10 protein-coding genes are annotated in these 13,883 nt (G+C 55.8%); all 10 read right to left on the reverse strand.

The features are described from left to right. Positions 1–44: 44 nt before the first annotated feature. The 10 genes from AC07PE_RS07010 to AC07PE_RS07055 all read right to left on the reverse strand — a co-directional run bounded on the left by AC07PE_RS07010 (position 45) and on the right by AC07PE_RS07055 (position 13,700). Positions 45–1,139 carry a Wadjet anti-phage system protein JetD domain-containing protein gene (locus tag AC07PE_RS07010; RefSeq protein WP_498762673.1) on the reverse strand — a complete coding sequence of 365 codons (1,095 nt, stop codon included), beginning with the start codon at positions 1,137–1,139 and terminating at the stop codon, positions 45–47. After that, positions 1,136–6,307, reverse strand: coding sequence for a coiled-coil domain-containing protein (locus AC07PE_RS07015; protein WP_498762674.1), 5,172 nt, complete (start codon positions 6,305–6,307; stop codon positions 1,136–1,138). The genes AC07PE_RS07010 and AC07PE_RS07015 overlap by 4 nt, the downstream gene beginning before the upstream one ends. 20 nt (positions 6,308–6,327) lie before the next feature. Beyond that, positions 6,328–7,146: a hypothetical protein gene (locus AC07PE_RS07020; RefSeq protein ID WP_498762675.1), complete on the reverse strand. Its 819-nt coding sequence runs from the start codon at positions 7,144–7,146 to the stop codon at positions 6,328–6,330. Next, positions 7,143–8,534: a hypothetical protein gene (locus AC07PE_RS07025; protein WP_498762676.1), complete on the reverse strand. Its 1,392-nt coding sequence runs from the start codon at positions 8,532–8,534 to the stop codon at positions 7,143–7,145. Before AC07PE_RS07025 ends, AC07PE_RS07020 begins: the two co-directional genes overlap by 4 nt. Before the next feature lie 118 nt (positions 8,535–8,652). Then, positions 8,653–9,501, reverse strand: a complete 849-nt coding sequence (locus tag AC07PE_RS07030; RefSeq protein ID WP_498762677.1) for a helix-turn-helix transcriptional regulator — start codon at positions 9,499–9,501, stop codon at positions 8,653–8,655. Between the two features lie 177 nt (positions 9,502–9,678). After that, positions 9,679–10,251 (reverse strand): DUF1287 domain-containing protein, encoded by a 573-nt coding sequence (locus tag AC07PE_RS07035; RefSeq protein ID WP_498762678.1) that lies wholly within the window; start codon positions 10,249–10,251, stop codon positions 9,679–9,681. Positions 10,252–10,257: 6 nt separating this feature from the next. Continuing rightward, positions 10,258–10,524: a PAAR domain-containing protein gene (locus AC07PE_RS07040; protein ID WP_498762679.1), complete on the reverse strand. Its 267-nt coding sequence runs from the start codon at positions 10,522–10,524 to the stop codon at positions 10,258–10,260. Between the two features lie 53 nt (positions 10,525–10,577). Continuing rightward, complete coding sequence (locus AC07PE_RS07045; protein WP_498763003.1) at positions 10,578–12,023, reverse strand: TnsB C-terminal domain-containing protein; 1,446 nt, start codon at positions 12,021–12,023, stop codon at positions 10,578–10,580. Between the two features lie 32 nt (positions 12,024–12,055). Next, positions 12,056–12,904: a hypothetical protein gene (locus AC07PE_RS07050; protein WP_498762680.1), complete on the reverse strand. Its 849-nt coding sequence runs from the start codon at positions 12,902–12,904 to the stop codon at positions 12,056–12,058. 358 nt (positions 12,905–13,262) lie between these two features. Next, a complete protein-coding gene (locus AC07PE_RS07055) occupies positions 13,263–13,700 on the reverse strand; it encodes a helix-turn-helix domain-containing protein (RefSeq protein WP_498762681.1) in 438 nt (145 codons plus the stop codon). Positions 13,701–13,883: the final 183 nt, after the last annotated feature.

Raw genomic sequence — 13,883 nt, forward strand, 5'->3', positions numbered from 1 at the left:
GCCAAAGCAGCAATCGCAAAGGATACGGTGGCATGCTTATCCCGCTACGAAGACATGGCGTACGCTTGTATTGCGGCGGAACTCAATGCTTCCTGATCCAAACCCCTGTTCGCACAAGCACAAGCAAGCTCAGCTACTTCGCCAAACGCTTGCAACTCGGCCGCGGTTAAGGCGACTTGTCCTTCTTTTCCAGTTACGGCATGGTATGGGTGACCGCCCTCGCGTATGAGTTGAGCGAACATTGGTTCATACAATGAACTGAGCCGCAAGTTAGGCAGGCGCCGTTTCAACCGCATATAGATGCGTAACCCTTCGGGGTCCAAATCGCCCCAGAACGTTAAATTTGCATGATGGAATAACTTTGCCAAGTCAGGCGGAGCGCCGTGGCGACGTAGCTGAATCAGCTGTTGGTCCTGCGCCTCGATCTGGCTTGCCAATTGGCGCCCAAATGCATCGCCTTGACGCGATAGGCCATAGCCAAACGTGGCGATCAGGGCATAGCGTTCGGCAATCCCTAATTCGATCGCGCGCTCGAACGCCCAGGGGTTCTCGACCAGGATGACGCCGTGCGGTTCGGCGGGACCTGCTGTGACCACATAAGGTATCTGCTCTATCCATGCAGGCTCGCATCCGAAGAATTTTTTTAGGATGGCATTCGGAAAGACGTTTAGCAGCTTCGAAGAACCGATCAGATGCCGCGCACTGACGATGAAACGCGACTCCTTTTTCTCGTTGCCCAAGGCGTCACGCATTTTCACCATCCCGGCAGCAATCTGGCTTAAGGTATGGTCCTCTAAGCCAGACAGCAGCGCGTGCATGCCCGCCAGGCAATCGAGATCACTCTCCTTCAGTCCGACCTGACCTAGTGCGTTACGCCAAGAGGTGAGCGAAGCAGGTTCCGCGACGATATCGCGCGGCGCCAGAACAGTAATGGCGCCGATCGGCTCACCATTGCGGGCCACACCCGTGAGCCACCCACGCTCCTGCAAACGTGCAAGCGCCCGCCGCACATCTTGGGGATGCATCCCCGTGTCGCCGCTGAGCTTATCGAGCAAGCCAGAGGGCCTGATATGTGACCGCTCCCCCAACCGCTGCCAGATTGCCCGCTGAAGAAGCGGCAGCTTTTCCTCGATACTCATTGCGCCTGCACTTTCTCTACCGAACCGGGTCGCGGAACGCAGATTGCATTAAATGCTTCCATCAAGCCCTCATCGTCCTCCGCATTAAGCTTATGATGATGTGATCCGGCTCGCATGTAATGGCCGTTCATTTCGCGGCCCACTACTAGCGCCGGGAACCGCTTGAAGTCGTTCTCGTACGCAGGATCATGCCCCGTAATTATGAGCTGGAAGCGACCGAGCGAATTTTCAATGCCAGCCAGTGTCTCATTGATCAACCGTTTATCGGAGAGATGGGAAAACGCACCGTCTAGAATGGTGAAAGCGGAAGCCTTGTCGCGCAGACGCTTCCGCTTTGCCCCGTCGACGGACTGCCTGCGAATTTCCCGCTCATTAATGAACTCGGCAAGCTTGAGTATCCACAGGAAGGTGATTGCGACGCCTTGGCCGGAACTGGCCATGTTCCTCTCCATCGCCAGTGGACGTGCGCTAATGGAAGGCAGCATCAGCCGTATGCGTGGATTGAGTATCACGCCTCGGTAAAACGAATCGCGGATGTCGTCGCGCAGGGTCTTGTTGATATGCTTGCGAATTTTTTCGGGCGTGGCCGCAGATGCGAGCTGACCATTTTCCAGATTTTCAACGGTCCTAATGATCTTTTCGATGAGCTGATTGATTCCATCGCTGTCGATGACCGTGGCTTCAATGTCGAAACCCGCACGCGTCTGTCCCGGCTCCGCGCCGTGGCTGGGCGAGAATACAGATCGCAAGGTCTTCAAATTGTCTGGCAGGCGCATCGTGAATGTCGCTAGCCATTCACTCAAATTGGACCGCTCCGATGTCAGATGTTCATTGGCAATGCGATTGGCCTCTTCGTTTTTTGCGTGCGATGCCTGACCGGCCACCAGTATTTCGGAGATGATCTCTGGCGAAGCTTTCGCTTGCAGAAGTTTTATTCTGGCCGTTTCCGGCAGCTTCAGCGATCGATCGGCCAATGTGCGATCGATTTCCGCATCGAGAGATTCTTTCGCCCGTTTGAGTGAACCGTTCAACGTACGCAGTGTTTCCACTGTCGAAGCATCATCGGCGGTAGCAAGCTGATCGCACAGGCGTCCCATATCCAATGCTATATCCTCGGCCGAAGTCATGCTGCTCCACTGCTGTAGAGCTGTCCAGACGATATGCTGTTCGAGCTGCTCGCGCGGGACGGACTGAGGAGAGTCAAGCACGCTGGCGATCTTTTGCCAGCGCTGGCACAGCGCAAGGACGGCCATGTCGACCTGATTTGCTGCGTGCTGCAAAGGTTTGAGCGCTACCTGGGCTTTGTCGATTTCCTGTTCCGTGTTCTTGATCACGTCATCCAGGGCTTCAATTTTGTTGAGTATTGTTGCGTGGTTCTTTCGTAATTCGTTAAGTCGAAGCGCACCGCCGCCAACAACAAACGCATGCGCGCCGGTGAAATCAAATCTTTCTCGTTGCTGTGCCAATACCATCACAGCGTTGAGTCGCTTCGTCTCCTCTTCATGTCCGGCCATGAAAGCAGGACCAAATTTCGCATCGTCGACATACTCCTGCAGGTCACGAAGTGCCGGCACCTCCAACTCTGCAGCTTGCGACTTCCGGTACGCTGCTTCAGCGAGCTCCTTCTCATGCTCCTGGTTTCTGCGCAGTTGGTATAGCCGCTCGGCGTTGGTGTCGGCCTCCTCCTTTTCCGCGGAAAGCATCCCCAGCTGCACCTCCATATCGCCAATGGTGTCGTCCTTGAGGAATTTCTTCAGCTGATTTTGGGCGCGGATGGACTGAATTGCGTCGGGGCTAGCCAGCCTCTGCGATTGTGCGAGATTGGTCTCACAGCGTCCGATATCGTTGCGCGCTACGTTTGCTTTTTCAGGCACGCCTTGGTCGATAGCCTTAGCCGCCACCTCTGCCGCGTGTTCAAGTGAATCGTCGTCTTGCAACTTGGCAATCTCGTTTATCGCCTTTGTTGCGTCGTCGGAGAGCTCCCGGCATTCCTGTTCCAGTCGCCCAAGGGCCTGCTCCACGCTTAGTGAGGGCGCGTCACTTGCGATGTCTAGTGCCCCACGCAATGACAGCGACGCACGAATAGTCGCGATTGCATCATGGCTGGCACGAACTTTAAGTCGCGGCAGTTCAGCATTCAGACGACTGATTTCGTCCTCGGTGCTTGATGCTTTCGAGGGAAGTTTCTCTGCAAGTGCCATGGCGGAGAGCGCGGCAACCGGAACGAGCTCTGCACTCACAGCAAGACTATCCAGTTCTTTTTGCGTATCGCGGCATGACACCTCCAGAACCGATATTTGTTGCTCGAGCTGCTGCTTTTCCATTTCGATGAGCCGAGGATCGAGCAGGCACGCCACCTTGCGAGTCTTGACGCCGACAAGCAGACTGCTTGCCGTGTCGCCATCAAAAGCAATGGCGCCAGAGCGGCAAAACTGTTCAAGCGAGGAGGCAAGGAAAACCGGGACCTCGATACCTTCGTGAGCAAGGGCCTCGGCAGCCTTCCTGGCAGGGACGATCTCCGAGAAAACCGGTGCAAACAGGAGAGCAGAGAAAAGCGTCAATACGCTGGCATTCCGCGTCTCGTTCAGTTTCAGTTGACGCACGAACTCGTGCAGCGCCATGGCGTCGGGACCCGCGAGAGCCGCCACCTCGCGCGCGGTTGCGCCAGGTGCCACTATGTCGTCATCAAGGGCGCTCCGCAATTGACGCAATTCCGTCAATTCTTCGCTCTTACGTTGAAGTCTTTCTGCCGCCTGCGACTGTCTGTCCGAAAGGTCCGCCATCCATGCCGCTGGATCTGTCGAGCCTATGGCTTTCTGGAACTGTTGTAATGCATCGAGCGCTGTCTTCCAATGGGCCAGATCTTGGCGGAGTTGGGAAAGCTCGTTTTCGGCGTTCTGAAGCTCGGCGCTGACCACAGCCTCCAGCCCGGCCGGCAACTCGTCACCGTAGTAATTGTGAAAATCGTGAGCGGCTGGCTCGTGTTGTTTCGCGCGCGCCAATGTGGCGGTCAAGGACTCTAGCTGCTCGTTTTTTTGGTCGATTTGCTGCCGCAAAGCAGCCTTGCGATTCCGGCGTTCGCTTAACCAATCCAATGGCGGAGTACCAGGTTTGGCCAATTCGAACACGGCGATGGCGTGGAGGCCGTCAGCGAACCGTGCCAGCGTCGCCTTTGCCGCATTCAGCGCAGCGTCGGCTTCACGGTACTCACGGAGTACCTTTTCCTCCAGTCCTGTGGGGTCGGCTTCACCGAACAGTGCGGCGTACCCCTGTGCCAGTGCCGTGAGCTCACACGCTTTTTCGATGCAGTTGACGAGTAATTGCCACGCAGAGCTTGTCTTTTTAACTAACGCTTCGCCCGCAAATATGTCGTTGTTCGTCTTGCGTAATTTGGCGACCACATCCTCCAGGCGCTCGCGATCCACGGTGCTTTCGTGCTCGAGTCGGTCGGCCATATCGCCAGGACGACAATTGCCGTGCGCATTGACGAAGACCTCCCACTTCTTCTGTAAAGGCCCCCGCATAGATGCCATTCCCATCTGTGCCGACAGCGCATCCTGCGCCTCTACGGCCTCGTCGTTCACCGCTTTGGCCGTTCTGGCGATGTCCGTCATCTCCTCCGGTGTGAACAGCTTCGACGCCTCCATCGTCTCCCAGGACTTAGCCGACTGCGAGAGTAGAGTCATCTCATCGCGTATTTCCCGCTCACGCCGCTGTGCGTCACTGCGGGCGAAGCCGGTGCGGGTCTTAGTTTGTTTATCGTTCTCCAGTTTCAATTCAAGTGCCAACGATTCGCGGCGTGCCGGATTGGTGTCTCCTGCCGAGGCTATCCAGTCGAAAGCAGCCTTGACTTCGGCGAGCGCCCTCTCGCTGTTCCAACCAAGGTCGAACTTGGTTGTTTTCTCCAACATTGCGAAGCAGTCAGCTTTGTTGTATAGCTGGGTTCTCGGTCCCGGACGAACACCAGCAGCCCCGTTTTTGTAATTGTCGCATTTAAAATCAATGACTTGCGAAATTTTGATCGTTGTGGAACGAACGATCGGGCTACGTCCGGCTCGTTCATTAACCCGTCGCGCGTCGTCCCTGCTGAACGCGCCCAACCCTTGGTCCGTCAGCCACCACTGCCCATCTTGCAACACAAAATGGTTGTAGAATGCCGGCAAATCAGCCCCAGGAGGGCATGGCACGCCGGGCATTCGACGCAACACCACAGCCTCCCTCAGTGCAAAATACTCCGCGGCCAACTGCGCCTGAGCGGTAGCGACTTCATCAGTACGCTTTGAAATGGTCTCGACGATCTTGTCCAAGCCCTCTAGCGTCTTCAGGACCATCGTCGCACTTTCCAATTCCCGCGTCTTTTCGTCGGTTTCACGCTTGGCAATCACGACCCCGCGGGCTTTCTCGTGGATGGTGTCCTCGATTCCGTGCTCATCATCGGCACCGTAACCGCCCATCAGCTCGGAAAGCAACTCTGGCGCCAGATGCTTGTAAAAGAGTTCAGCGCTGTAGTTGCCGCCGTCCTTATCAACATCGAAGTACTTGGCAGAGCCCTCGGCGCCGTTTGCGAGCTGGTACTTGTGCTGCTGCAGCAGCGAAGACATGTCGAAATAATCTCCGACAAATTGTTTCCATTCGCCGGCCTGTCTATCTTTTGCCGTGCTGGGAAACAGGTGATGGGTGGATTTCAGACGGCTCAAATTTTCGAGAAACGCCTCCTTTCCAAGCAAGACCGTGCGATCAGTAGTCACTGTCGCGACCGGGCAATCACCGAAAGTGCCGTGATAGGCATAAAAATCGGGATTTTCATCGGAAGCGTTCCCATACAGCCCGAATACCATGTGCTCGCCGTCGGTCGGATCGGAAATCGACGCGAACAGACCTCCCTGGACAAGATTGCGGTTTGTAATCTCGATCCGCACATGGGTAAAGGCCGGGCTACTTACTGGAGCCCAGTGCATGCGTTTGATCGACTTTAGCGACGTTGTGTCCCAGACAAGCATCGACAAAATGGTTTGCATGATGGTGCTCTTACCCCGGCCATTTGGGATGTTGATCGCCGTGTGCAGCCCTTTTAGCAAGAAACGCGAATGGCGCCAGTCCGGAGACCACGGGATCTTGCGGCCGTAGTTCATGAAATTGGCAACCTCAATGGCATGGATCAGTGGCATGTTCGAGCTCTCGGACTGGGTTAGACTGCTGAGATGTGTTCCTGCCCGCTAACAAGGGCGAGGGAGCGCTGCGTGACGTCGGAACGCACGGATGGCATCAGATATTGGAGAGATGCATCTGCAATGCCTGCCATGTCCACAGCCGCCACGAGTGTCTGGCGCCACATTCCCTCTTCCTCGCCCGCCTGGATCATCCGATACTTCGCCATCAGTTTGAAAAACTTCCTTGTCAGCGGCACCACGCTTTCGCGCTGCTCCCAGTAGGCGTCCCAGAGCAAGCCAGCTTCTCCGTCCGGGCGCCCCTGGTTGCCCATCAATTCAAGCTCCTCTTTGACATGGGCGGCAAAGACCTCCTCGCGGATGACCGCATCCCGCCACATGTAGAGGTTACCGACCGGGCGATCGATGTGATCATAGAAAAAGTATTGAAGCGTTAGCCATAGTCTTGCGCACCAGAACACAGAATGTGCCTTGTTCGCCGAGAGACTTTCTGGCGTGGTCTTGTCTCGCCGCCGATCCCTGAAGGCTGATAAAAACGCGCCCTTCTCGATAAATGGCGCCAACTCCTCACCAACCCGGCGCCCCAACACGTAAAAGACAGCTCTGGTCCCTCCTCGCAATGGCAGCCCCAGATCAGTGAGTCCGTCCAGCACACGCAGGGTAAAGCCCTGACTGGCCAGGAACTCGTCCAATTCACGGATCGAGGCAGGGCCGCAATCAGAAAGGATGCGCGCAGCCCGCGCTTCTTCCGGGTGAGAGGCGCGGCCAACCGGATGCGTAGCAATCTCCCTGTAGGTGGTCAACAGCGCGGATACAAAGCCGAGGTTGGCAGGTGTCATGGCTTGGGTTCATGGGTAAGTGAGAGCAACGGGTCGCTTGCCAGAAGCAGCGACGACGGTAGATCCGAGCGCATCTCCTGTGCCCGGTATCCGATGCGAACGGTCTGCCCCTCAGCATCGAAGACCTCCGGGTAGCCAATCGCATCAACCAGACTGGCCTGGTTCTCGCCGGGCGCGAAATCCAACGGCGCGCTCGCCAACAACGCGGAAAACGACAGAGGCCCTTCTTTCAGTGCGCCCACAATCGCGGCACTGTTACGCCGCAAAAATTCGTGCGTCGGCTCATCGACCTTCGGCCCTGACGACAGATTGTCGAACGCGACTTCAGTACCATCCGCGTCGTCCGTCAGCATGCTCGACAGATCAATCTCGTTGGCCAGTAGCTCAGGACCGAAGAAGCGCACCTCAGGCACCCACGGCAAAACATCAGCCATTGCCGCCTCAATCTGCGCGATTCTGCCCGCGTCAGCGGCCGTCAACGCGCGGCAGATGTCGACAAATCTCATGGTCGGCATGCGCAGTGTTTGGAACCGCTGGGCGTCCAGCACGAACGCGACAAACTTGCGCGCCAGGCTTTCAGTACTTTGCAACACGATTTCCAGTTCCGCCTGTAAGTTACTCAGCATGAAAGCCACGCCAGGCGTCGTCTTGCGCCACAAAGCGAAGTCCGCCTCGGTCTGATCTGAGAAAAGGAGCACCATTGCAGCTTTCACCAGTTCAGTGGCGTCCCGTAGCGTGGTGCTGATTTTCGCGCCGTCAGCGACAAGCGCGTCACGCAGATCTGCCATTGTCGGGCGTTCTGATAAATCGGCTATCTGGCGCGCTTTGGCGGCCAGGTCGCGCACCATCTCCCGGCAAAAGCGCGGGATATCCTGAAACTGGCCACGCTGAATCGCTCTAATCAGACGTTGCGCATCGACATCGCTGTAAAGCCAGCTTTCACGTAAAGAGGTAACCCGCAATAGCAATCTCGCATTTTCCGTCATCGCGACCTGGCGCAAGACTGGATCGAACGAAACCAGTGTCGTGGTATCGCTACTGCGCGCATGGGTGATAGTCCCTTTATCGCCCATGACATCGTATCGGACCTCCCTGGCCGTCGCGAGCGTGGCGATGCACAAATTGAGCTCATCATGGGGGACAGGGCCGATTTCGCTAGCAACCTCCTTGTGCAAAGTCGTTATTGAGACACGCGCCTGGCCATTTTCGATTTCGAGACGCCCTAGCGCCTGGAGCACATTTAGCGCCAAGGTCAGATGCCTGCCTGCCGTTTCCGGTGTTTCAGGCACGCTCACTGAGCTGTCCGTCCTAGCTTGATGAAAGTCGAGAAGCCGCGAAACTGCGGCCACCAGTCTGACCTCGGCCGGCATTTCCTGGTTTGTGGACATGAGTTCGCACGTTCTCGTCATACCAGGTGCAGACGAGACATCGTCCATTTCAGCAAGCGCCTCAATTGTGTCCACAGTACGTCTCCAATCCGTGAGGCGACGAGTCTTGTGTAGTTACTTATGCTGGATAGAGCCATTTTGCGATCTCTTCGACATTGGCCACGGCTATTTGATATCCCGGCGGGCGCTGCGCCTTGTGGTCGGTGGACGCCCGCAGATCCTGAATGACGTAATTGACCAAAGCCCTCCTGCAGTTGTGCATAAAAGACTTCTTACCGCGGAAATACTCTGACTGCACCAGAGCGGCTTGGTCCACGGAAAGGTCCGGATGGGCGACGAGCTTTATTTTGACGTGACGATTCCACTCGATGTCGTCGGCTTGGCTCGACTGTGCCGGTTGGTCAGTCAACTTCACAGCGCTAATCCTGCCCATTGCGAAATCTTTAAACATCTGCGACTCATGGCAATAGGCGCGTGTATGCCATCGTCGGCCCGCACGCACTATGCTGTGAGGACTGATCAGACGGGCATGGGGTTGAGGTCGGCGCATCGAGCGGTATTGGATTTCGATGGTTAGCCGGTCTCTCGAAGCTCCAAGGACACCAGCGAAAATAGCGGGATCGGGTTCCAGTAGGTCCGGATAGGCCGCCCATACAATCGACGTACCGTGGGAGGGTCCAAAGAACGGCAGCCCCGCGAGAACAAGATAACTGGAAAGCGAATTCCCAATTTCCGTCTGATTTTTACGCCATTCCGCTTGAAAAGAAGCAGTAGCATAAAAACTGCGGGTTTTGGTGTTCCACTGTGTGGAATCGGGATACTTTTCGCGGAATTCGCGTATCCATTCACTGGCACGAACCTGGCTTATGCCAAACAACTCTCGCACCCGCGCATTGTTCAACCTACCTTCCCAATGGAGTAAAAGTTCAAGCTGATTTGCGCGCGACGTGGCATCAAACACGTTCATAAAATATTTCGTAAGTTACGGATAATTGTATGATCGCACAGTATTGGTGTGATTTTGCAAATCTCTCCAAAAAAAAACGGGCAGCAAGTTGGGGCTTGACTGCGGCGTGAGTCGCCTGAGCGACCAACCGAGGTAGGCCAGCATCGCGCTCGACGGCATCGGCGATGTCGCGCAGCTCTATGGATAGCGGTAGTGGCCGGTGATAGGGAAGGCGAACAATGTGTCGTCCAACGCTGCGCCGTAGCCAATATTGTGAATGACTAAAGGGACGCCGGCAGCCGAAACCTCGGTCGACACGATCCCAATGTGGGGCAGGCTGGGCGGTATTTGCCAGGTGACGATGTCGCCTGCGCGGAAATCTGTGGGCCGGGCACTTACGGCAAGCGAAGTTCCGTGACGTCGAAAGAACGTGGAAAGGTTAGGTACGCGGCGGTGGTCGATGTTGGTGTCGGTCGACTTCATGCCCCACTTGGCCGGATGCGGGTAGGCCTGCCACGCCTGTCGCATGTCCTCGTGCACCAATTTTTGTAGATCGATGCCGAGGACTCGGTAGGCACGGATCACGACGTCGGTGCAGACACCACGATCACGTGGCACGTCTCCGCCAGGATAAGCGATGCGTTGGTAGCTACTGTCGTAGAGTATGGTGACGCCAATCTGAGTGCGTGCGGCAGCAACCAGGTCGTTGGCCGGGATGGCGATCGCGTTAATGACTGACAAGGAAAGGACGGCTGCTGCGAATCGGAGCATGGTCGGTCACGTAGTACTGAAGTGTTTAAAAGTTGAAATGAGCTTTGCGCCGCAACTCAGGCTGTCGCCGTCGAAGGCGATTTGCTTACCCTTGATGAGGTGGTGGGGCGATCCGGTCGTAATCGTGCAGTCTCTGTGTCCGGGGATGGGGCAACTACAGGCGTCTCCCACGCACGCCACCGGCACGCCCTGGACCTTGAAATGGATGGCACTGCTACTGACTACCTTACCGCCGTGTGAGGTGGCATCGCCCAGCCGGATAACGTTTCGCATCTAGTCTGCTCCCTGCTGAATGGCTGGTTCTTCGTCCTTCCCCAAGACGGTACTCACCGTTGGCGGTTTGTAGTTATCCGAATCGATCGCGGGTTTGACCTGATGCTTGAACACGTCCCGCCCTTCCTGCGCTTTGCGTCGTTCCTCCGTCGGTGGGCTGATGAAGACGATACTGGCCCCGGCAGGATCGCGCAGGCCACAAACTCGATTCGTGATTTAAGCTCATCCCCAATCGAACTAATTCCATCGCAACTCCGTAGCTCACCGTTATCGGAGAGATACTTGGTAAAGAAAAGGGACGGAAAGTCTTCTGGCGGTAGGTCTAGGTTATAACGTTTGAGAATTGAGGACTTGTCGGTTGCGGCCCTCAGAATGGCGAGTTTAGCGTCATCGGTGCCAAGGCCGCCCGAACTGACGTGCCATCCCAAGTACAGCCCTGACCAAGCATCACGCACGAACAGACCGCGACCAACGCCGATTGGTTGCAGAGGATCGCTACACGATACAAAATTGACGTCTACTGGAGAAGCATCCAAGGATCCTACTTGACCTATCGTAGGAATACCGTCACGTACAGATCCAAAAAGTGGTCTATAGTTGCGAGCCCACTCTCCCTCTCCCATCAGCCTGCGGGCCGCGCCTGTGCCGTTACCGCCTCTCGGGCCGTGGTACGCAAACTCAATCGGTGTTGGTCTCAGATGGGCGTCGAGCAAATCCGGGACCAAATGTCCATGCTTCAGCGTGTAACCGGTACTGTAGAAGGTAGCGCTCATTGCAAGAAACGCTTGGGGAACTGTAGTCCCTCCCCGCACGAACATGCTGAAGCCGTCCTGAATATTCTGGATATCTGCATCAGTTAAGAGAAGGCCCGCGAGTTCGGGGTGTCCAGCTTTCACAGCCGCATTCTTACGGCCAAGCTTCACATTATTCTTTGCTCGACGTGGTACGCCAGGCGCTCCCGACTGACCCGTGAAATTAGGGAGGAGTGCATTTCTTATACATCCAAAAGCGTAACATCGGTGTAGCGCGTCAAATACCTGCCCTGGGCTTACCCCAACTTCTCGCGCACGGTCTCGCACCATTGCATCGAGACACGTGAGATCAGGTGGACGCCGTTCCCGATTTTGGGTCGTCTCGATAATAGGATCGATCAACTTCATCTTGAAATTACGCCTGAGCTCAAGTGGCGACCGGTGACAATCTTCTAATGGGATCTTCGGGTCTTCTTTAGGGGGCGAAAGCTTCCTCAGATCGGCATCACTTAAATGCCAGTGTCCCGGGAGTTGCAGGACAGTTTTCTTGATTACCTTGGTGTCGAGTAAGGACTGCAGCAGGGAAAGCCTGAATGAAAAGAAGCCCTTTGCGTAATAATTGGCCTGCTTTCTCCCAGGGAGCTTACGCACCGAGGGAATTGGGATCAACGTTGCTCGATCGAAGCGAGGGGTAAGCTCCAAGACCCGGTGTAATCCAGCAAGGGGGTTGTCCTCAGCGACGCCCATGATCAGGTCGCCCACTACAATAATTTCGTCGGTCACGACCACGTCTCCCCAAAAAGGGTGCGACGCAATGAATCGCGCCAAACCCGGCCACCTGGTTGCGGCGGGCGTGAGGTAAGAATCGGAACAGACGGATCAATGTCTACGGCCTGTGTCCATGCGCAGTGACGAAACAATAGCCACGCATCTTCCAGCTCAATCGATAGCAGTTTTGCGGCTGCCTGAACTGTCTCATTGAGCGAGCGTTCAAGGTCCTGGTTGAAGTAATCTACGAACTGCTGCCGCAGCTGGACCAGATGAGGTGCGCAGTCGAGCGTGGAGGCGTCCAGCCACGATTCGAGCCGTCCTGCGATTGACAACGGAATAAGGGCTGAACTCGAAACAAAATACTTGGCGCCGATATCCATCGAATACCGGCGCTCGAGCTCTAGCCGCTCGAGAGTGCGCAACTTAACATCCGTGTTCGGCTCCTTGATAGGTTTGGATGAAAATATTGCTAGCACGGTCCCCTTAGGCAACGGCACGGTTGCCAGTAAATCGAGAGTCGCCACGTACGGCAGCCGGGTTCCGAACTCGAACCCGTGCTCGATCCCAGCCTCGCGAGCGAGCGTAAGCAAGCCGCGCGACCAAGGCGCTTGAGCGTGTGGCATTCCTGGCATGCCCTCCAGTGGATGAGGATGAGGGATGGGCCAAATAGGAAATTGCTCGCGTAGGTCTTTGACGCCTAGCCAGAGCAGCAAGAGCGCGGTGTGGTATTCGCCGCGAGAGAAATAGTGTGCCGTGCGTTGAAGTGGCGGCATCCAAGAAGCCGCTTGATTGGAGTTGGGAGAAGGATTCTTTCGCCGCAACATCAGCCACGGCAAATAGGAACGGCCGTGGCCCATGCCTCGCCCCTGTTGAATCAATTCGCACATTTTCCTGTGCGTCATCGCACCTGATCGCCGCAGCTTCGGACGCGGCTCCGTGGGGAGAACGATGTCAGACTGGTTACTATCCAGCTGGGGCACAGGCGGTTCGTCCAGGGCACTTCGCAACATCAGTTCCGCTTCCCTTAGTGGTTGTGTCCGGACAGGTGTTGCCTACCAGCAAATTTGTATAGCCCGGTCGTAGGTCAAAGCTTAGGCGTAAATATTTCCCTAAACAGCAATAAACGGTACTACGCACTTCAGTTGCTAGTAGCGGAAAGGCTGGCATGTACGACCGCCGGTACCCTTGCTACACAACGTACATAGCCACGCACCCTTACACTTTGACCTCCGCCTTCTTGTTGGGTTCGCTTCTCCGCCGTCGCGGGAGCGATGAAACCTCGGGTAGATCATGCGACATCGACTCTGGGAGGCGCAGAGCTATTTGCATGAGCTCCACCTGCACTGGATGCAAAGTTCCAACTTGCCGGCGCAGTTCGTTGAACAACCTATAGACCTCTTCTGGTGCCTCACTAGGAAGAACGATCTTGCGCTGCGACTCGTCTAGTGCGCTGAACAGACGGGACTTCCAGTCATCACTCAGCTCTAGACGCTCGACCAAACGACTTACAAAATCAGGCGTCGGTGGGCCCTTCGTGCCTAGCTCGATGGCCGAGATATAACTTTGTTCGAAACCCAGTCGCGCGGCGAACTCCGCCTGGCGGAAGCCACAAGCTATCCGCAAATTCCGAAATTCGGTTGCGAAAGGGCTCATACACCAAACCCGGATGTTATTAAAACAACTTTGTGAACTATTATGGGCACAATTTCTCCTTTGTCAATTGAAAGCGAGCTGGGCCGGAAATCTATGTGATGAGAGAGCTAGCAACTAGACGGCCAGCAACTTCTGTTCAAGGTTCTATTATTTGTAGCTCTGCGGTCGTTCAAGACTTTATTA

The sequence above is a fragment of the Telluria sp. GW821-FHT07G12 genome (assembly GCF_059418525.1).